Annotated in this window: 16 protein-coding genes and 1 tRNA gene; 5 read left to right on the top strand and 12 right to left on the bottom strand. The window is 59.0% G+C overall.

Annotation, left to right across the window (positions count from 1 at the left end):
* Nucleotides 1-223 precede the first annotated feature (223 nt).
* Both ACP15U_RS17015 and ACP15U_RS17010 read left to right on the top strand, forming a co-directional pair.
* The gene (locus ACP15U_RS17015) at nt 224-904 is read left to right on the top strand and encodes a response regulator transcription factor (protein ID WP_425046353.1); all 681 of its coding nucleotides are present in this window, start codon (nt 224-226) and stop codon (nt 902-904) included.
* Nucleotides 897-2,270, top strand: coding sequence for an ATP-binding protein (locus ACP15U_RS17010; RefSeq protein WP_425046352.1), 1,374 nt, complete (start codon nt 897-899; stop codon nt 2,268-2,270). The genes ACP15U_RS17015 and ACP15U_RS17010 overlap by 8 nt, the downstream gene beginning before the upstream one ends.
* Before the next feature lie 72 nt (nt 2,271-2,342).
* On the opposite strand, the gene ACP15U_RS17005 is transcribed toward ACP15U_RS17010, so the two are convergent.
* The 4 genes from ACP15U_RS17005 to ACP15U_RS16990 form a co-directional block, all read right to left on the bottom strand.
* A tRNA-Leu gene (locus ACP15U_RS17005) sits at nt 2,343-2,428 on the bottom strand.
* An 84-nt stretch (nt 2,429-2,512) separates the two neighbouring features.
* Nucleotides 2,513-3,640 (bottom strand): HlyD family secretion protein, encoded by a 1,128-nt coding sequence (locus ACP15U_RS17000; protein WP_425046351.1) that lies wholly within the window; start codon nt 3,638-3,640, stop codon nt 2,513-2,515.
* Nucleotides 3,637-3,879 carry a DUF3302 domain-containing protein gene (locus tag ACP15U_RS16995; protein ID WP_425046350.1) on the bottom strand — a complete coding sequence of 81 codons (243 nt, stop codon included), beginning with the start codon at nt 3,877-3,879 and terminating at the stop codon, nt 3,637-3,639. The genes ACP15U_RS17000 and ACP15U_RS16995 overlap by 4 nt, the downstream gene beginning before the upstream one ends.
* Nucleotides 3,880-3,962: 83 nt before the next feature.
* Complete coding sequence (locus tag ACP15U_RS16990; RefSeq protein ID WP_425046349.1) at nt 3,963-5,582, bottom strand: long-chain-fatty-acid--CoA ligase; 1,620 nt, start codon at nt 5,580-5,582, stop codon at nt 3,963-3,965.
* Between the two features lie 187 nt (nt 5,583-5,769).
* Between ACP15U_RS16990 and ACP15U_RS16985 the strand changes: the two genes are divergently transcribed.
* Nucleotides 5,770-6,243, top strand: a complete 474-nt coding sequence (locus tag ACP15U_RS16985) for an acyl-CoA thioesterase (protein ID WP_425046348.1) — start codon at nt 5,770-5,772, stop codon at nt 6,241-6,243.
* A 20-nt stretch (nt 6,244-6,263) separates the two neighbouring features.
* Here ACP15U_RS16985 and pgi read toward each other — a convergent pair whose 3' ends face one another.
* Genes pgi through zwf form a run of 3 tightly spaced genes read right to left on the bottom strand, consistent with a single transcriptional unit; the run spans nt 6,264 to nt 10,024 of the window.
* A complete protein-coding gene (gene pgi, locus ACP15U_RS16980; RefSeq protein ID WP_425046347.1) occupies nt 6,264-7,874 on the bottom strand; it encodes a glucose-6-phosphate isomerase in 1,611 nt (536 codons plus the stop codon).
* A 21-nt stretch (nt 7,875-7,895) separates the two neighbouring features.
* Nucleotides 7,896-8,567: a 6-phosphogluconolactonase gene (pgl, locus tag ACP15U_RS16975; RefSeq protein ID WP_425046346.1), complete on the bottom strand. Its 672-nt coding sequence runs from the start codon at nt 8,565-8,567 to the stop codon at nt 7,896-7,898.
* Complete coding sequence (gene zwf / locus ACP15U_RS16970) at nt 8,564-10,024, bottom strand: glucose-6-phosphate dehydrogenase (protein WP_425046345.1); 1,461 nt, start codon at nt 10,022-10,024, stop codon at nt 8,564-8,566. The genes pgl and zwf overlap by 4 nt, the downstream gene beginning before the upstream one ends.
* A 221-nt stretch (nt 10,025-10,245) precedes the next feature.
* On the opposite strand from zwf, the gene ACP15U_RS16965 reads away from it, so the two are divergent.
* On the top strand, nt 10,246-11,211 hold the full coding sequence (locus ACP15U_RS16965; protein ID WP_425046344.1) for a radical SAM protein: 966 nt from the start codon (nt 10,246-10,248) through the stop codon (nt 11,209-11,211).
* Here ACP15U_RS16965 and ACP15U_RS16960 read toward each other — a convergent pair whose 3' ends face one another.
* On the bottom strand, nt 11,212-11,958 hold the full coding sequence (locus ACP15U_RS16960) for a hypothetical protein (protein ID WP_425046343.1): 747 nt from the start codon (nt 11,956-11,958) through the stop codon (nt 11,212-11,214). It abuts the gene before it with no gap.
* A gap of 80 nt (nt 11,959-12,038) precedes the next feature.
* Nucleotides 12,039-12,308: an usg protein gene (locus tag ACP15U_RS16955; protein WP_425046342.1), complete on the bottom strand. Its 270-nt coding sequence runs from the start codon at nt 12,306-12,308 to the stop codon at nt 12,039-12,041.
* A 221-nt stretch (nt 12,309-12,529) separates the two neighbouring features.
* Here ACP15U_RS16955 and gyrA point away from each other — a divergent pair, with 221 nt between their 5' ends.
* A complete protein-coding gene (gene gyrA, locus ACP15U_RS16950) occupies nt 12,530-15,265 on the top strand; it encodes a DNA gyrase subunit A (protein ID WP_425046459.1) in 2,736 nt (911 codons plus the stop codon).
* A 113-nt stretch (nt 15,266-15,378) separates the two neighbouring features.
* Here gyrA and ACP15U_RS16945 read toward each other — a convergent pair whose 3' ends face one another.
* The 3 genes from ACP15U_RS16945 to ctaA all read right to left on the bottom strand — a co-directional run bounded on the left by ACP15U_RS16945 (nt 15,379) and on the right by ctaA (nt 19,348).
* Nucleotides 15,379-16,563: a GNAT family N-acetyltransferase gene (locus tag ACP15U_RS16945; RefSeq protein ID WP_425046341.1), complete on the bottom strand. Its 1,185-nt coding sequence runs from the start codon at nt 16,561-16,563 to the stop codon at nt 15,379-15,381.
* Between the two features lie 167 nt (nt 16,564-16,730).
* A complete protein-coding gene (locus ACP15U_RS16940; protein ID WP_425046340.1) occupies nt 16,731-18,200 on the bottom strand; it encodes a carboxypeptidase M32 in 1,470 nt (489 codons plus the stop codon).
* Nucleotides 18,197-19,348: a heme A synthase gene (gene ctaA / locus ACP15U_RS16935; RefSeq protein WP_425046339.1), complete on the bottom strand. Its 1,152-nt coding sequence runs from the start codon at nt 19,346-19,348 to the stop codon at nt 18,197-18,199. Before ctaA ends, ACP15U_RS16940 begins: the two co-directional genes overlap by 4 nt.
* Nucleotides 19,349-19,353: the final 5 nt, after the last annotated feature.

Here is a 19,353-nt window from a genome sequence, read left to right as displayed (position 1 = left end):
TCACGGATGGCTGGCCATGCGAAACCGCGTTGACCCGGATCGGAACGGTCAGAGCAGGCCGTTCCGGCCGGGTTGGGTGGCAAGTCGCTCGGCCGCCCGGGGCTGCCGGACATCCGCTTGGCGGGGCCGGCAGCCTTTCCCTACCCCGTTTCCCTTGCTAGCCTCATGCGCTATACCCCCTTTGACAAAGGGAAATCCCCTAAAATCGATCCGGAACACCAAAATGAGCCGTCGCCTGCTGATCATCGAAGACGATGCCGAGACCCGAGATTTTGTCTGCAAGGGGTTCTCCGAGGAAGGCTTCTCGGTCGACACGGCCCCTGACGGTCGGGACGGCCTCTATCTTGCAACCGATGGCGGCTATGACGCGATCGTGCTGGACCGGATGCTGCCGGGTCTCGACGGGCTGTCGGTGGTTCGGTCCATTCGCGCGGCCGGGCTGCGAACGCCCGTGCTGATGCTGACTGCAATGAGCGCCGTGGATGAACGGGTCAAGGGGTTGCGCGCCGGCGCAGACGACTACCTCGTCAAACCGTTTTCGTTTCAGGAGCTGCACGCGCGCATTGATGCACTCCTGCGCCGCCCGCAGGAAACCGAAGACGACACCAGCCTGTCTTGCGGCCCGCTGGAGATGGACCTGCTGACCCGGCAGGTCACGCGGTCCGGCGAACAGGTCACGCTGACCCCGCGCGAATTCCAGATCCTCGAATTCTTTTTGCGCCGGAAGAACCGGGTAATCAGCAGAACCATGCTGCTTGAAGGGGTGTGGGATTATCATTTCGATCCGAACACCAACATCGTGGATGTTCATATTTCGAAACTGCGGCGCCAGATCGGAGACACTCCTGACAATCCCCTGATCCGTACCGTTCGCGGCGCGGGCTACATGATGTCCGATGGCTGAGGGGGCCGCAAAGGGGGTGATCCTGCGCAACGCCCGCACCCGGTTGGTTCTTGCCGCGATGGCGTTGAGCACCGTTCTGACCAGTCTGGTTCTGGCGCTGGTCTACGTCACCGCAACGACCACTATCGAGGACGAAACCCGCAGCGTGGTCAACGCCGAGATCGCCGGTCTCGCCGATGACTACGAACGCCTTGGTATTCTCGGCCTTGCCCGTGCCATCGAGCGGCGATCGGAGGAAGCTTATCAGCGCAACGCCATCTATCTGCTGACAGATGCCCGTGGTGCCGTCATCGCCGGAAATCTCACCGCCTGGCCGCCAACCGTCGAAGCCGGATCGGGATGGGTCGAGCTGGATTTGATCCGCGCCGGCGAAGACCGTCCAGTGCCGGTTGCCGCTGCATCGATCCGTCTGCCGGGCGGCGAACGCGTTCTTGTGGGTCGGGATGCATCGGCCCGCTTGCGGTTCGACCGCGCCCTGGCCCGATCTGTGGGCCTTGCCGCCCTGACGGCTCTGGTTCTTTCGCTGTTTACGGCGTGGCTTCTGACGCGTCTGGTGTTCAGCCGGGTTAAGGAGATTTCTCAAACCGCGGATGACATCATGTCTGGCGAACTTGGGCAGCGTATTCCTGTGCGGGGCAGCGGTGACGAATTCGACCGGCTGGCGTTGACTCTCAACTCGATGCTGGATCGGATCGAAGAGTTGGTCGGAAACCTTCGCATGACGACAGACAGCCTGTCCCATGATCTGCGCAGCCCGCTGACCAGACTACGTGGTCAGGTCAGCATGCTTGTTTCGAACCAATCGCAGGAAGATCGTGAACAGGCCGCAGACCGCGCCGTTGCCGAAGTCGACCACCTGCTGCGCGTGTTCTCTCGCCTGACCGAGATTTCTCGGGCCGAAGCGGGGATGGGTCGCGCGCAGTTCGAACCGGTAGATCTGAACAACCTCGCCAGAAACGCGGTTGAACTGTATGAACCGGTGGCCGAGGATCGTGAAGTCACGCTTTCGGTCATCGGCGACGCACCTGCCCTGCCCGGTCACAAGGCTCTGCTGGCTCAGGCTCTGTCGAACCTGCTGGAAAACGCCCTTCGCTATGCTCCGGACGGGTCGGATATAGAGCTGTGTCTTGAGAGTCGCCCGGATGCAGCCAGCCTGTCGGTCCGGGATCGCGGCCCCGGCGTTCCCGAGGCCGCGCTGGAAACCCTTGCCAGGCCTTTTGTGACCCTTGACGAAGCACGTGCCGATCAGAATTCCGGCCTCGGTCTGGCACTGGTTGCGGCCATCGCCCGCTTGCACGGCGGAACGTTGACCTTCCGCAACTTGTCCCCGGGCTTCGAAGCCCGCCTTGAGATTCGCAATCACTGATCCTGCTAGCGGTCCACTAACCTATCCGAAACGAGAACGGCGGCCGAGATCAAACCAAAGATCAGACTGCGTTGGTACGGGTGACGGGACTCGAACCCGTAAGCCTAAAAGGCGAGGGATTTTAAGTCCCTTGCGTCTACCAATTCCGCCACACCCGCGTATCAGACCAGCGCCTGAAACCTCTCTATTTCAGACAATTCCAGTCTCGACAATAGCCGGTTGGATGTTCTCATGGTTATCGGTCACAGAACCGGATTCAGATAGTTGAGGATCGCCTCCATCCGGATCATGATCTTGCGGATGATATGCGTCGTCGCCACGCTCTCGGTGTAGATCGCAACACTGCCGACCGACCCTGCCGGCGTTTTTGTGAAATCCAGCGGTTCGTCCGTCTGGATGCGAACAAAGAACGGCTCAGAGCCTATGCTCCCGCCCATTGCCAGCGTTCCGGTAACCAATGCCTGCCCTTGCGAAGCAAGGTCAATTCTGTTCTCAACCGTTCCGGTGAACACCTTGCCGGGCCACATCTTGAGCGTGATTTCGACCAATTGACCGGGTTTTACATGCCGCAGATAAATTTGCTGGATTTCGGCAAGCAGAATTTCTTCGGATGTGTCGACAAATATCCCGGAAGGCGCCAGTGGCAAGCTGGTAACCCGTTGCCCGACAGTCAGGGCCAGATTTGTGGCAAACCCGTCTGACGGTGCCAATACTTCGGTCTGCTCAAGGTTCCAAACCGCCTGGTCAAGCTGTGCCTGGGCCTCTGCCACCTTGGCAACGACCCCGTCCTCGGTCACTGCGCCAAGCTCAATTTGCGCCTTCGAGACCGAAGACCGGGCGGACTCCGTCGCCGCCTGAGCCGCTTCCAGTTCGGTTTCGCGCCGTTCCAGACGGTTTTGGGAGATCACTTCCTTTTCGAACAGCTGCAAGTCGTCTTCATACCGCGCTTGCGCCAGCACTTCGTTGGCTTCCGCCTTCCTTAGATTAGCAATGGCGTCATCCAGCGTGTCCTGATCCTGTTCCGCCTGCGCCTTGACCCGCACCAATGTGGCCTTTGCAAGGTCAACGGCGATCTGGAACGGTTCAGGATCAATCCGGAACAGCAGGTCGCCTGCTTTCATCGGAACGTTGGGTTCGGCCGCAATTTCAACAACCTGTCCGCTGACATTGGGAACGATCTGAACCGCCCGCGTCATCAACCGGGCCGACCCAGAAGGAGCGCCCCACTGCATTGGTATGAAAAGGAACAAAAACAGTCCGACCATCCAGACGATTGTGCTGAGCCATGTGGCTGGCTTGTTCGGCAGCACCTTGATCTTGATGAGAACAAACAGCAGCGCAACGTAGATCAGGGTCAGAAAAATAATCATCGCACAATCACCTTCCGACGGCGTGCCGGCCGGGTCATCGACCAGATCAACGCCAGCGGCCAAAGAACACCTCCCATCAACGCCCCGCACCAGCCGGCAACCATGATGGCCTCGGCCTGCGGATGCCCGCGTTTGGCGGCAATTTTACCGGGCAGCATGGCGAGAATGATGAACCCCGCCACGGCGACGATCACCAGTGTTATAAGAATTATCCACGCGAAATAATCGAGGCCGGTCACGAGAAACCTCCCAGGCAACACATGTTGAGCTATCCGGCATCCTCACCCCCAAGCTCTTTGCGGTCAACAGTGTTGATCGCGATTTATCCCGTCAAAACCGTCGCATACCTGTCTCGCAAATCCCGCTTGAGTACCTTGCCGGTTGCATTCCGAGGCAGTTCATCAGCATACACCACTCTGTCGGGGATTTGCCAATGTGCAATCTTGTCTTCGAAAAAGGCAAGAAGATCCGCTTCGCCGGGGCTTTGCCCCGGTGCCGGAACCGCAACAAGAATTGGGCGTTCATCCCATTTCGGATGCGCAACGCCGACAACGGCAGCGTCCGCAAGCGCAGGATGCGCAAGAGCTATGTTTTCGAGTTCCACCGAACTGATCCATTCGCCGCCAGACTTGATGATGTCCTTGGACCGATCACGAATTGTCAGATACCCATCCGGGTCAATGGTGGCGACGTCCCCGGTTGCAAACCAGCCATCACGCAGCAGGTCTTCGTCCTGACGATGGAAATAGCTGTCCAGCACCCAATAGCCCTTGACCATAAGATCACCCTGGCTCTCTCCATCCCACGGCAGGCTCTGGCCGTTGTCGTCCACCACCTGCATGTCGACACCAAAGGGCGGCCGCCCCTGGTTTTCGCGCAGCTTGTGCTGATCTTCTTCCGGCAGCGTCCCGTGCTTGGCGAGCGGCACGTTGGTCGTGCCCAGCGGGCTCATCTCGGTCATACCCCAGGCATGCACCGTTTCAACGCCATAGCGGTCCCGGAACTCGGCCATCATGGATGGCGGACAGGCCGAACCACCGATCACCGTGCGTTCAAGGCTCGACAGTTTAGTGTCAGAACTGCGCGCAAAGGCAAGCAGCCCCGCCCAGATCGTCGGAACCCCAAGCGCCACCGTGACGTCATGCGCGTCGATCAGGCCCACCAGCGCTTCGCCCTGCAAATCCGGCCCTGGCAGAACCAGCCGCGACCCGGACATGGCGCAGGCATAAACCGACCCCCATGCGTTGACATGAAACATCGGCACCACCGGCAGAACAACATCCGTGGCAGAAAAGCCGATGCAATCCCGTGTATTGGAGCCGTACGCATGCAGAACGGTTGATCTGTGCGAGTAAAGAACGCCCTTAGGGTGCCCGGTCGTTCCGGATGTATAACAAAGGCTTGAGGCCGTACCCTCATCCAGATCAGGCCATTGGTAGTCAGTCGACCCACCTGCGATGACTTCGTCGTAAAACTTCAGTTCCGGAAAGGCGGAACCCGCATCTTCGTCTCTTGGTCCGAGCAACACGAAATGCTCGACCGTTTCCAGCTGCTCCCGGATTCCAGCAACCAGCGGCAGGAACGTATGATCGAAAAACAGCACCCGATCTTCGGCGTGGTTCATGATATAGACCAGCTGTTCGGGGAACAGACGCGGGTTGATCGTGTGGCAGACATGCCCGCCACCTGAAACACCGTAATAGATCTCGAGATGGCGCCGGTTGTTCCACGCAAGCGTTGCACAGCGGGTTTGCGGCGCCAGCCCCAACCTATCCAGCGCCGAAGCCAGCAGGCGGGCATTTCGCGCGATCCCCGCCCAAGAGGTCAACTCCAACCCGTCCATCGTGCTGACCGATGCGATCTCGGTCTCACCGTGATAGCGTTCCGCGTGGTCGATCAGAGCCGATACCACAAGCTGTTTCGACATCATTTGGCCCAGCATCCGGGCACCTCCCCTTAATAGTCCGGCCTGATTATTGTTACGGCCGTTGTTGTAAGTGGGGCGGGATGTCCCGTCGTCCAGTCCGCGTCCCCAAACCCTCCGATGGCAGAGCCTGCCAACTCCCCCAACGAAACGCAATATCGAGCTTGCACAGGACGCGGCGTCCCGGCTAGCTGCGGTCATGGACATGCCGTTTCACACCCCGCTCAGCCCTGAACAGCAACGTGCGCTCGGGATCACCTCGCCGCAACCTCTGGCCATGGCCGACCGGGTTAGGTTTGCCGAGCTGGATCCGCTCAACCACGTGAACAACAAGGCATACATGGAGTGGTTCGAAACTTCGCGTGTCATCTATTGGGACAGTTTTTGCGCCGGTTTCTTCGAAAACGACCAGCCTCCGCGTGTCGTTTTGCGCAATGCTTCGGTCCATTACATCCGTGAAATGGTTCTGGGTGAAAGCTACATCACCACCGCGCGGGTTTCCGCGATGCGAAAGACGTCCTATTCGATGGAACAACAACTCTGGTCCGGGGGTATCCTGCGTTGCCGCATGGAGTGTGTCATGGTCATGCTGACCCCCGATGGAACGGAGCGAATGGCCCTGCCCGACGGATTGCGCGCCCAATTTGAAACGATCGACGGCGCAGTATCAGAGGCCTGACCCCGTTCGCCAGAAGCCTCCTAGCGGTGCCTGTGAAGGAACCCCAATAGCGCAGCTGTCGACCCTCTGCTGCCCCTTGCGCTTTCCAGGCCTTCGACTGCCGGCTGTAATGCCACGGCCAGTTCCTTGCCGAGTTCCACGCCCCACTGGTCAAACGAATTGATGCCAAGGATCACGCCTTCGACAAAAACGCGATGTTCGTAGAGCGCGATGATCTGACCCAGAACGAACGGGCTCAGTTTTGGATAGACCAGTGTGATCGACGGGCGATTACCCGGAAAAACGCGGTGTGGCGCCAGACGGGCGGCCTCTGCCACATCGATGCCCTTGTCTTCCAGTTGGTTTCGCGACTCTTCCAAGGTCCGTCCACGCATCAAGGCTTCGGATTGGGCAAGGCAATTGGCTGCCAGCAGATCGTGATGGTTGCCCAGTTCCGGCTCATGACCTTGCGCTGCAAGCATGAACTCACAGGGGATCACGTCGCTTCCCTGATGGAGCAATTGATAAAAGGCATGCTGGCCATTGGTCCCCGGCGCGCCCCAGACAACGGGACCGGAGGGCTGGCCCAGAGGCATGCCACCCGTCGCTACTGATTTCCCATTCGACTCCATCTCGAGCTGCTGGAGATACGCGGGCAAGTGTTCCAGCCGTTGTTCATAAGGCAGCACGGCACGAGTCGCAAAACCGCAGACCTGCCGATGCCAGATGCCAACCAACGCCAGCATAACAGGCAGGTTGTCAGTCCAGTCGGCTGTTCGGAAATGACGATCCATCGCCTGCCCGCCTCGCAGGAAATCGTCGAAATTTTGCGGGCCGATCGCAATCATCAGGGGCAGCCCGACCGGTCCCCAAACCGAATACCGCCCGCCGACCCAATTGGCGAACCCAAAAACCTGATCTTCGGGTATTCCGAATTCGATGGTCTTGTCCAAGGCCGTCGATACGGCTGCAAACTGACCGGACGGATCGCCCCCGCCCTCAGCCATCCAACGCCGCGCGGTGCTGGCATTGGTCATGGTTTCGACAGTGGTGAACGACTTCGAAGCCACGATCACCAGAGTTCGCGCCGGATTCAAGCCACGCAAAGTATCGGCGATCTGCGCCCCATCCACATTTGACACAAAATGGCAGCGTGGACCGTCGTGATAGGGTGAGAGGGCCCGGGTCGTCATGGCCGGTCCGAGATCGGATCCGCCGATACCAATATTGACGACGTCGGTGATGGATCCCCCTGCCCCACAAATCTGGCCGGACCGGACCGCCTGTGCAAAGCCGCGCATTCTGCCACGCGTTTCCTGCACCCCGGGCATGACATCGACCCCATCCACCCTGACTGTCCCGCCATCAAGATTGCGCAGCGCAGTGTGAAGAACCGCACGCCCTTCAGTGACATTGATCCTTTGCCCTGCGAACATATCCTCGCGACGATCTGCCAGCGCAGCCGTATCGCACAAATCGACAAGCGCTTTCCTCACCTCGGCGTCGATCAGTGTTTTGGAATAGTCCAGCCGCATGTCATCGGCCTCGGCCATGAAACGATCCGCGCGCAAGGCATCTTGGTCAAACAGATCCGTGATCCGGCGGTCTGCGCGCCCGGCCTTCAGGGATTTCAGGTCTTCAAACAAACTCAAAACAAGGAACTTCCGGTGATTTCATTCGGCCCAGTGGACAGTGATTTCGGACAGAACCGCAGCAATCGGAGCCTCTTCGGGCGGCAGGCTCATGGCACGGTCCAATGCATCCCGTTTTGCCAACCCGTAAAGCACCAGATGCTTGTCAAGCGCGCCATCCAGAACCCGCGCGTTCAGCGTAATCCGGGGTTCGGGCTGTGTTTCCGGCTGTTGGACTGACAGGATCGGGGCATCGTTCGACAATGCGGCCTCGAGACCCGGCGCACCAGGAAACAAGGAAGCCGTATGCAAATCCTCGCCCATACCAAGAAGTAAGACGGAAAGAGGTAGTCTTGGAGACAGCATTGCCTCGACTTCTGCAAGACAATCCTCGGGTGCGTCCGAAGGCAGGTAGAGCGGCAGGAAGGTGGCCGCTGCCGCGCGATGCACCATCAATCGCTCATTGATCAGCCGGGCGTTGGACCTTTCATGGTCCTGTGGAACACAGCGTTCGTCAGTGGGAAGAACATAAACCCTGTCCCAATCCAGATCCGCCGCGCAGAGACTATCGAAAATCAATCCCGGCGTGGTACCACCGGGCACCGCCAGGGATACGGTTTCATGGTTAAACAGCGCTTTCTCGAGATCGCCCGCAAGCTGGTTGGCCACGTCGATCGCCAGCATTTCACGATCGGGATAGTCAATGATCTTCATGGGTTTATCCCTTGCCACCGGCGGTCGTCTCGTCTCATCAGCAGATCCGCGTCGCCGGGGCCGGTGCTGCCGCTGTCATAGGGCTTGGGAACATCACCGCGCGACTCCCAGCCGGCGATGATGGGATCGGTCCACGCCCACGCGGCCTCAACCTCGTCGCCCCGCATGAACAGGGTCTGGTTGCCACGGATGACATCCATGATCAAGCGTTCATAGGCATCTGGCGGATCGCCCCCCTCGGGGCCGAGCGCCTCGGCAAAGCTCATGTCAAGAGGCACGTCAACCAACCGCATGCCCCCGGGTCCGGGCTCTTTGATGGTGACGTGAAGGGTAATGCCTTCGTTTGGCTGCAGGCGGATCGACAAGAGGTTGGCGTGGCGTCCGGCCTCTTCTCCAAATATCGAATGCGGCGCATCCTTGAACATCACATTGATCACCGAAGATCGCGCCACAAGCCGTTTTCCGGTACGCAGGTAGAACGGCGTTCCCGCCCATCGCCAGTTGCTGATATGGGCCTTGAGGGCAATATAGCTCTCGGTCGACGACCGGGGCTGGTCAACTGCTGTGCGGTAATCTGGCTCCGGATCGCCTGCGGCAGCAAAATACTGCCCCCGCACGATATGATGAGGGGCAACCGGATCCAGCGCACGGATCACCTTGAGCTTTTCGTCCCGCACCGCGTCGGGATCGAACTTGGCCGGCGGTTCCATCGCGATCAGGCACAAAAGCTGCATCAGATGGTTCTGCATCATGTCGCGCATGGCGCCTGCGCGATCATAATAGGCTCCTCGCCCACCAACCCCGACCGTTTCGGCCACGGTGATCTGGATATGATCGACATACTGGCTGTTCCACAACGGCTCGAACAGCATGTTACCAAAGCGAACCGCCATCAGGTTCTGCACGGTCTCCTTGCCCAGATAATGATCGATCCGATAAATCTGACGCTCCTTGAAATAGGCCGCCAACGTTGCATTCAGCTGCTCTGCACTCTGCAGGTCGTTGCCAAACGGTTTCTCGACCACGATCCGCGTCAATGGCGAGGCAAGGCCATATTCGTGAATGCGCCGCGCAAGATCTCCAAACAGTCTTGGTCCGACCGAGAAATAGAACGCCCGGACACGGGGCTCGGTCAGCAGTCCGGAGAGGGCTTCCCACCCTTTGTTGCCGGAGGCATCCACCGACACATATTTCACCCGCGCTAGAAACGCTGTCAGAGAGGACGGATCGGCTGCCCGCCGCGGCGCGTGTTCTTTCAACGCGTCCGACAGGCGTTCGCGAAAGGCCACATTCCCTATGTTGCTGCGCGCAGCACCGATAAGGCGAGCTTCGTCAGGTATCTGACCGGCACAGAATCTCCTGAACAGCGCAGGAAAGATTTTTCGCTGTGCCAGATCCCCGGTCGCGCCGAAGACGACCAGATCATAGGGATCCATCGGTGTGTTGCGCGAAATCATCCTTCGTTCCCAGCTTCTGGTCACCACATCATCAGGACAATGCACTGACCGACAAACCCCATGCTTTGATTTCGCCTTTGAAATCAGTTGGGTTCACCCTTGACCTCTCGGCAAAACTACGGCTGTTCTTCACAACCATGTCATGCGCTTTGAGGCGACTTTAACTGTTGCGCCGACTTAGGCTAGACCAAATCGAACCGGAAACCACGCAGGCCAACGCGATGAACGACCTCTCACCGCAAAAGAGCGCACAGCGCGCCAATCTTGGAAAGTTTCAGGACCAACTGTTGACAGCAGACGGGCAACCCCGGGCCTCGGTTCCATTCAGCAACCCTAAAACGTTGTGGTTCAACACAGGAACCCTGTGCAACATAGAATGCGCAAACTGCTACATCCTGAGCAGCCCGACAAATGACTCGCTGGTTTATCTCAACACCAACGAAGTCAATTCGTACCTCGATCAGATTGAGACGCGAAACTGGCCAGTGCGCGAAATCGGCTTTACCGGCGGCGAGCCCTTCATGAATCCCGAGATGATCGACATGGCCCGTGCAGCGCTGAAACGCGGTTACGAGGTGCTCGTTCTCACAAATGCGATGCGACCGATGATGCGCAAATCCATGCGGGCCGGTCTCTTGGCGCTCCGGAAGGAGTTTGGCGACAAGCTGACGCTGCGGATCTCGGTCGACCATGTGCGCCCGGATCTGCATGACAAGGAGCGCGGCGAAGGGAGCTTTGACAAAACGCTCGCAGGAATGATCTGGCTACGGGACAACGGCTTTCGGATGACCGTGGCCGGACGCGCGCTCTGGCATGAAAGCGATGCCGAGGCCCGCGCCGGATATGCTGCGTTCTATGCCGATCACAACTTTGATATCGACGCCGCGGATCCGGCTCGGACCGTGCTGTTTCCCGAGATGGATGAGGCAGAGGAAGTTCCTGAAATCACAACAGCTTGCTGGGCGATCCTAAACAAGGCTCCAAAGGATGTGATGTGCGCGGAATCCCGGATGGTGGTCAAACGCAAGGGCGCCAAGGCACCGTCTGTTATCGCCTGCACCCTATTGCCCTACGATGACGGATTTGAATTGGGTCAAACCCTCGAAGAGGCCGAGGGCGATGTGTACCTCAACCATCCCCATTGCGCCAAGTTCTGCGTGTTGGGCGGGGCCAGCTGCTCGGCCTGACTAGTTCAGCTGCGGTGCTGGCCAGTATTTCGTTCCAGTCGCGCTGGCGGCAACCCGCCAGCCGGTTTTCGACAGCACAAAGATCGAACGCCCATTGACGAAGCGAAACCCTTCGTTGGTTTTGTCGTCCCCATACAACGCCCCCGCCTCTGCGGTTGCGTCATAGCCATAGGTTACGAAACTGTCGAAATCGGCCTGGGTTTCAAAAAGGATAACGAATTGCGTGGCAAACCCGCCAATTCCAAACGCAGCCCCGGCGCCGCCGGAGGTCATGTTCATGTAAATCCGGGATCCATCGTTATGCGACACGGCCACTCCGCGCCCATAGCCGGCGGTCACCGGAAAAACCGTCAGAGACCGTGTGTCAAAGGCAGCGTGGCCCGCGCTGAAATCCAACATCTCGCCGGCCTGAGGGTTCTCGGCCCGCAGCCGTTCGACAATTTTCCGTTCCGCGGCATCAAGCTCGGCCCGCGTCGCTTCGGGCGTCTCCTCATTGGTCACAAGATCCGTCGTTGAATCTACGGTTTTGCCAACGTAATCAGCACCTTTCCCGACCGTGTCGCCGATATATCCGGCGCCCTTGCCAACCGCTTCTCCAACAGAAGACGCACCGCCCTGAACCGCTTCGCCGGTTTTTTTGGCCCCTTTTCGGATGTTGTCCAACAACCCTTCGGCGCCTACGGCCCCCGATGTGAAAATCGCCGCCACCGCGGCGGCCATGACGCCTGATCTGAACCCGATCTGCATATCCCTGCCCTCTCGATTTCCGGCATTTTCAGCACGAACCGCGGCAAAATGAAAGACGTTGACGGGTGCAGGTTGCCGTATCAGTGAATGTGGAATTCCCCGACCACGCTACGCCATTCTCCAGCCGAGATCAGCTTGCGATGGGTGAAACGCACGGAATGCAGCGGCCCTTCTATCTCACGCTGCCAGAAATCTATGAATTTGAACAATCTGGGATGATCCGGCAGCAGATCATATTCCTGCCAGATGAATGTATTCAGGACATGGGTGTAGTCCGGCATGTGATAAAAAAATTCTGCCGTGGTCAGCCCATACCCCTTGAGCATCAATTCTGTTTCGCTCTGCTCCATTGTGACCTCCAGTTTCTGGTTCGGTCTCTTCATGGTAACACAGAACAACTAATCTTTATCGAAAACAATGTGTTAACAATTCGTGAACAGGAAATATGTGTTATTCCTGCAGCTTGCTTGCACCCTATATGCCCAGTCTGATAAGATGCGGCCACAAGATATAGATCCCCCAAGAAGATCGGGCAGCAGACGTGAACGACACGCCAGAAACTCCTGAAAACATGGATGAAACCCCGCCGGAACGCCCCGTCTATGACGGCCCGACCGTGTCCATCGAATCCGAGATGCGCAATTCGTATCTGGATTACGCGATGTCGGTCATTGTCTCCCGTGCGATTCCCGATCTGCGTGACGGGCTGAAACCGGTGCATCGCCGGATTCTCTATGCCATGCACGAGACCGGTAACACCCACGACAAGGCCTATCGGAAATCCGCACGGCCCGTGGGCGACGTTATGGGTAAGTATCACCCGCACGGCGACTCGGCGATTTATGATGCGCTTGTCCGCATGGCACAGGATTTCTCGATGTCGCTGCCGCTGCTGGACGGCCAGGGCAATTTCGGGTCGATGGATGGCGATAACCCGGCTGCGATGCGCTACACCGAAGTGCGGATGGACAAACCCGCCTCGGCGCTGCTTGCCGATATCGAAAAGGAAACCGTCGACTTTCAGGACAATTATGACGGCAAGGATCGCGAACCAACCGTTCTGCCCGCTCGGTTCCCGAACATGCTGGTCAACGGTGCCGGTGGTATTGCTGTTGGCATGGCCACCAACATTCCGCCGCACAACCTCGGCGAAGTGGTTGATGCCACGCTGGCGCTGATCGAAGAGCCTGATCTGACCTCGGAGCAGCTCATTCAATATATTCCCGGCCCGGATTTCCCCACCGGGGGCTTGATGCTGGGCCGATCCGGCGCTCGCAAGGCCTATCTCGAAGGCCGCGGCAGCGTGATCATCCGGGCCAAGACCCGGACAGAAGAAATCCGCCGCGATCGCTACGCTATCGTCGTCGATGAGATCCCCTATCAGGTGAACAAGGCGTCGATGATCGAGAAGATCGCCGAAGCCGTCCGCGAAAAGCGCATCGAAGGCGTATCGCACGTGCAGGACGAATCCGACCGCAACGGCGTCCGTGTCGTGGTGGAACTCAAGCGCGATGCCACGCCCGAGGTGGTATTGAATCAGCTTTTCCGGTTCTCGCCGATGCAGACCTCGTTCGGATGCAACATGCTGGCGTTGAATGGCGGCCGCCCAGAGCAGCTGACCCTGCGCCGGTTCCTGACATCCTTCATCGACTTCCGCGAGGACGTCGTCGCCCGTCGCACCGCCTATGACCTGCGCAAAGCGCGCGAACGCAGCCACATCCTGTGCGGTCTGGCTGTTGCCGTCTCGAATGTCGACGAGGTCGTGGCCACCATTCGCGCATCGGCAGATGCAGCTGAGGCTCGGGAAAAGTTGATGACCCGCCGTTGGCCGGCGTCGGATATCGCCGATTACATCCGGCTAATCGACGACCCGACCCACACGATGAACGATGACGGAACCTATAACCTCTCCGAGGCACAGGCCCGTGCGATCCTCGAGTTGCGCTTGCAGCGCCTGACCCAGATCGGGGTCAAGGAAGTCACCGACGAGCTTGAAGAACTTGCGGGTAAGATCAAAGAATACCTTGAAATTCTGTCGTCGCGTGATCGGATCATGGGCATCATCGCCGATGAGCTGCGCGCGGTTCGAGAGCAGTTTGCCGTGCCGCGCCGCACCGAGATCGTTGACTGGTCAGGCGATATGGACGACGAAGACCTCATCGAGCGCGAGGACATGGTGGTGACCGTCACCTCGGGCGGCTACATCAAGCGGACCCCGCTGGCCGATTTCCGCGCCCAAAAACGGGGCGGCAAGGGTCTGTCAGGGATGCAGACCAAAGAAGAGGATGTGGTGACCACGCTATTTGTGGCGAACACTCATACTCAACTGCTGTTCTTCACCACTGACGGCATGGTCTACAAGCTCAAAACATGGCGCCTGCCGCAGGGCGGTCGCACGTCTAAAGGCAAGGCCATTGTCAACATCCTGCCCATTCCAACAGGTGTTTCCATCGCCGCGATCATGCCGGTCGATGTGCCTGACGAGGAATGGGAAAACCTTCAGGTCGTTTTTGCCACCAGCGGTGGCGATGTTCGCAGAAACCGGCTGTCTGACTTCACCAATGTCCGGCGCAATGGCAAGATCGCGATGAAATTGCCGGCGGACGGTTCGGTCCAGTTGGTGAATGTCCGGATCTGCTCGGAAGATGACGATGTGATGCTGTTCACCGATTCCGGACGGGCCATCCGGTTCCGGTCAACCGATGTTCGGGTGTTCAACTCGCGGGAATCGACAGGCGTTCGGGGCATCCGGCTCAATGGCGACGACCGGGTCGTTTCGATGTCAGTGATCCGCCATTTCGAAGCCACGCCTGAAGACCGTGCAGCCTATCTGAAAATGCGCCGCGCTGTTGCCGGGCTGACGGATGACGAGGCGTCTGATGAAGAGGCGGTCCCGGAAAGCGAAACCTTCGGATCGGAAAAATATGCCGAGATGTCAGCGGCCGAGATGCTGATCCTGACAATTACGGCGGGTGGACAGGGCAAACTCAGCTCGTCCCACGATTATCCGGTGCGTGGACGCGGTGGCATGGGCGTTGCTGCCATGGACAAGGCCATGCGTGGCGGACGCATTGTTGCGTCTTTCCCGGTCGAGATTGACGACCAGATCATGCTGGCCACGTCGCGCGGCCAATCGATCCGGGTTCCGGTGGATGGGATCTCCTTCCGCTCCCGATCGGCCGGCGGTGTCCGGGTGTTCAACACCGGCAAAGGTGAAGAAGTCGTCAGCGTTGCATGGATTGCTGAACAGGACGACAAGACCGATCTGGAAACCGAGACCGATGTCGGGGATGCGGGCGAAAGTTGACCACCTCGTCACTGTTCCCAGGTTGACCCACCAAAAAAGGAGCGCGAGGTGATCCCTTGCGCTCCTTTTATTTCCTGAGCAGAAGCCCGAATGCTGAGCCACCGGCAAAGTGGTCAGTGCACGATCCGCTCCAGTTGAGCCAATCCGGCCAACGCATCTTCTGTCCGGTTCCCCAAAATCAGGTGGCGCGTCTTGCGTATCGCGCCTCCCAGCATCATCGGATCGAACCCGGGTACCGCAGAAACGCTCCGCCGCCGCAGCATGAGGTTGCTTGTTTCGGCGTTTTCCGCACCTAGACGGTATTTGTAATCTTGGTTGCCATGCCCGAAATCCAGTGCGCGGCACCCGGCAGAGATCGCTTTGCGGATGACATGGGCGTGCAGAAGCAGACCGATATCCAGACCTGCGGCCTGAGGGTTGCTTGCCTCCAGCACCGCATGGAGACGTCGTGCCCGGCGGTCAGCAACAAAGGCCGACGCGCCGAGACAGGTTCGACCGAGCCAGAAGGACACAAGGTAAAGATGTCCGGTGGCCTGCGCCCGATCGAGCAGCGCCCGGTAGCGGTCAACCATCGCCACCCGTTTGGTTTCGTTTTCGGCACCTTCAAAATGGGCGCTCCAGAGGTCGAGCAGCTGATCACGATCATTGGCATAGCTGTCCGGGCTGGCCGATCGAAAGGTTGCGCCCCGGGTCAAGGACTGAGCGCGGCGCACTCGCTTGCGCATCTTAGGGTTCAGGCTGTCCAGATAGGCCTTGTAGCTCGCCGGAAGCAACAGCACCGGGCACAGCAGCTGATCCACCTTTCCTCCGGCAACACGGTGCTCGGGCCATGTGACTTCGAATTCGTCCTTGGGAAAGGCCTGGGCAAAGATGTCGGCGCGATGGTGGTTGGCCTCGTAACGGATCGACAACCCGCCCCAGGGCATTTCGGCTATCACCTTGGCGAGCCGCGGCAGGGCATCCACTTCGCGGCCCGGCGCACAAAGAAACCCTGTGTAACTGCTCAGCCCCAACCGACCTAGCGCAGTATAGCGGGTCTGGAACATCTGCTGGCGGCGGTTCCAGTGCAGGCTGCGTTCAAGTGGCAGAAGTGCCGAAATACCGCCAGGTGCGTCCTCGTCACGAAGCGCAATGATCCGGCTGCGTCCCGGATTTTCTTCGAGGATTGATCCGATCCAGTTTGGCGACAGAAAATGTGATGCCTGCGTGTCCACGGCATACAAAGCTTCGTAGTGCGGGCGCAGAGATTCGAACCCGCGCCGGTCGTCCACCAGAAAGATCTCGGGCATCTTGATCATCCGTGCTTTCCCGGATTTGCCACCTGCAATTACCTGCGGCCTAGTATACATCAATCCCCCGTGAAATAACCCCTGTCAGATGGTCTCTGACTGCTGTTTTGATTAGGCAGCAATTGCGGCAAGACTGTGGCGACAGCATCCGGAAACACCTCTGCCTCCCGGGAATTTCACAGATCGTAAAGCGCGCTGAATTTTGACTCGAGATAGCTCAGCAATGACGCCTCGTTTGGGGCTTGCCCGCTGGCGCGTTCAATCACATCCCGTGGCGCATACAGGCTGCCGTGCCGTTGCAGATTTTCGCGCAACCAGCCTGTCGCGCCCGAGGTATCTCCCTCGGTCAATTGCGCGTCGAGATCAGGCACGGCGGCCCGCAGTGCGTCGTTCAGGCACCCGGCATAAACGTTGCCCAGACTGTAAGTCGGGAAATAGCCAAACAAACCAACGGACCAATGCACATCCTGCAGGCAACCGTTCGAAGGTTTGTCGACCGCATACCCGAAATCGGCCTTGAACCTGTCGTTCCATGCGGCCTCCAGATCGGCGACCTGCAAATCCCCTGCCATCAGCGCGCGCTCCAGATCAAAGCGCAACATGATGTGGAGGTTGTACTGAACCTCATCCGCCTCGGTGCGAATGTAGCCGTTATGAACTGTGTTCACCGCCGCATAAAACGCATCGGCATCGGCGACACCGAACTCTCCGAAGCTTTCCTTCATCCGGTCGAACAACCACCCAGTAAAGGCGCGGGAACGGCCGATCTGATTCTCATAAATCCGGCTTTGACTTTCATGCACGCCCATCGATACGCCACGTCCAAGCGGTGTGAGCAAGTAGTCCTTGTCGATGCTCTGCTCATACGCGGCGTGGCCAACCTCGTGAATGGTCGAATAGAAACAGTTGAAAGGATCCTCCGGGCTGGTGCGCGTTGTGATCCGGACATCAAGCCCCGACCCCGAGCTGAAAGGATGCACGGCCTTGTCGACCCGACCGTGGCTCATGTCATAGCCGAACGTTCTGGCCAGCTGGCGGCTCAGTTTCATCTGGCTGGTTTCGTCGAACTGCCCGCTCAGTCCGTGGGGTTTCGGTTTGTCCAAAACGGCGGCCCGCAAAGCAACCAGCCTCGGGCGCATCGCGTCAAAGATCGCGGCGATCTCTGCGCCGGTCGTATAAGGTTCGTAATCTTCAACCATGGCGTCATAGACATCACCGCCATTGGCCAGCGCCGCGCCCTCTTCCCGCTTCAGGCGAACGACTTCTTCGAGAACCGGAAGAAAGGCCGCGACATCTTCATCAGCCCGCGCCTGCGCCCATTTTCCCTGCGCCTCCGAAGTCACACGGGCTATGGTCTTGGCAAGATCGGCCGGCACTTTGCTTGCCCGCTCAAAGGCCCGGCGGATTTCGCGCAGTTGGGCTGTGCTGACGTCGCAGGGCGGCTCGGCCTTGGCCAGCCAATCGCCCACCTTCGGATCAGAGCGCCGCGCGTGAAGGACGGCTTCGATCGCAGCCATTTCCTCACCCCGTTGCGGAGCAGCCCCTCGCGGCATCATGGTTTCCTGATCCCAACCAAGCCGCCCAGCGATTTCACCAAGGGCCTGTGTTTCGCGCTGATAGGCCATCAGCTCGTCATATGCGGTCATGAACGGGTCTCCCGGAGAGAGGTTGCAATCGGATGGGCTGACAGGAACCGGGCCCGCAGAATCAAAACCCAGACGCCAACAGCGAGAAGCTGGTGCAGAATCGCAACCTGCCATGGCGCGGCGTACAGCACAGTGGCGATGCCGAGCACGATCTGCAGCGCAAGCGCGGCAAACACCGCGTTAAATGCAAACCGGGTCTGCGGATGGGCGCTGCTGCGTCCGCGCAGCCAGACAACGACGCCAAAGGCCATGAGCAGGTAACCAGCACACCGGTGGATGAACTGAACCAGTCCGGGGCTTTCAAAGAAGTTTCGCCAGACGGGTTCCAGAACCATCGCATCGGGCGGGAACACCTGCCCGCCCATCAGCGGCCAGTCGGTAAAGGACCGCCCGGCGTCGATCCCGGCCACCAAAGCACCCAGCAGGATCTGCAGGAAAGCAAAGTGCATCAGGCCGGTCGAGAGCGAGAAAAGCTTGGCCTCTTTCGCCCTGCGCGCCTGCATCAGATCACGTTCCGAACGCCCCAGCGAAAAAATGTACCACGCCAGGAACCCGAGAATGACAAAGGCAAGCCCCAGATGCACCGCCAGACGGTAGCTCGCCACCGCGATCATGCCCTCGCCCTGTGTCACGCCAGAGGCGACCATCCACCAGCCCACGGCCCCTTGCACGCCGCCAAGAAGACCGGGGATCAACAACCGCGTTGTCCAGCCAGTTGGTATCTGCCGTGCAAAGAGGAATCCGAAGAACCCGATTGCCCAGACCAGCCCAATCACCCGCCCGAGTTGCCGGTGGCCCCATTCCCACCAATAGATCTGTTTGAAATCTGCCAGCTCCATCCATTGATTCTGGATTCGCCACTGGTCGATCTGCTTGTATTTGTCGAACTCGGACTGCCAGTCGGCCTCGGACATCGGAGGCACCGCTCCGGTGATCGGACGCCATTCGGTAATCGACAGCCCGCTATCGGTCAGGCGGGTCAGGCCGCCAATGACGATCATAGCGACCACGAGTGCAAACAGCACCATCAGCCATGCCCGGATTGCGCGCCGGGCGCCACCACGCCCCCGGTCGATCAGACCCGGCTGGACCGCATCCTGTTTTCCGTCGCCGGATACTTCTTCAAAGATGCTGCGCTTACCGCTCATGCCAT

Source organism: Primorskyibacter sp. S87, from assembly GCF_049801055.1.
Taxonomy (GTDB): domain Bacteria; phylum Pseudomonadota; class Alphaproteobacteria; order Rhodobacterales; family Rhodobacteraceae; genus JBNAGF01.
Note: the sequence above shows the minus strand (reverse complement) of the source record. Positions and strands in the feature narration are given on the sequence as shown.

Coding starts and splice junctions, on each gene's coding strand:
- ACP15U_RS17015 (WP_425046353.1), top strand. CDS start 224: ATGAGCCGTCGCCTGCTGATCATCGAAGACGATGCCGAGACCCGAGAT.
- ACP15U_RS17010 (WP_425046352.1), top strand. CDS start 897: ATGGCTGAGGGGGCCGCAAAGGGGGTGATCCTGCGCAACGCCCGCACC.
- ACP15U_RS17000 (WP_425046351.1), bottom strand. CDS start 3,640: ATGATTATTTTTCTGACCCTGATCTACGTTGCGCTGCTGTTTGTTCTC.
- ACP15U_RS16990 (WP_425046349.1), bottom strand. CDS start 5,582: ATGCTGGGCCAAATGATGTCGAAACAGCTTGTGGTATCGGCTCTGATC.
- ACP15U_RS16985 (WP_425046348.1), top strand. CDS start 5,770: ATGCCGTTTCACACCCCGCTCAGCCCTGAACAGCAACGTGCGCTCGGG.
- pgl (WP_425046346.1), bottom strand. CDS start 8,567: ATGAAGATCATTGACTATCCCGATCGTGAAATGCTGGCGATCGACGTG.
- zwf (WP_425046345.1), bottom strand. CDS start 10,024: ATGATTTCGCGCAACACACCGATGGATCCCTATGATCTGGTCGTCTTC.
- ACP15U_RS16965 (WP_425046344.1), top strand. CDS start 10,246: ATGAACGACCTCTCACCGCAAAAGAGCGCACAGCGCGCCAATCTTGGA.
- ACP15U_RS16960 (WP_425046343.1), bottom strand. CDS start 11,958: ATGCAGATCGGGTTCAGATCAGGCGTCATGGCCGCCGCGGTGGCGGCG.
- ACP15U_RS16955 (WP_425046342.1), bottom strand. CDS start 12,308: ATGGAGCAGAGCGAAACAGAATTGATGCTCAAGGGGTATGGGCTGACC.
- gyrA (WP_425046459.1), top strand. CDS start 12,530: ATGGATGAAACCCCGCCGGAACGCCCCGTCTATGACGGCCCGACCGTG.
- ACP15U_RS16945 (WP_425046341.1), bottom strand. CDS start 16,563: ATGATCAAGATGCCCGAGATCTTTCTGGTGGACGACCGGCGCGGGTTC.
- ACP15U_RS16940 (WP_425046340.1), bottom strand. CDS start 18,200: ATGACCGCATATGACGAGCTGATGGCCTATCAGCGCGAAACACAGGCC.
- ctaA (WP_425046339.1), bottom strand. CDS start 19,348: ATGAGCGGTAAGCGCAGCATCTTTGAAGAAGTATCCGGCGACGGAAAA.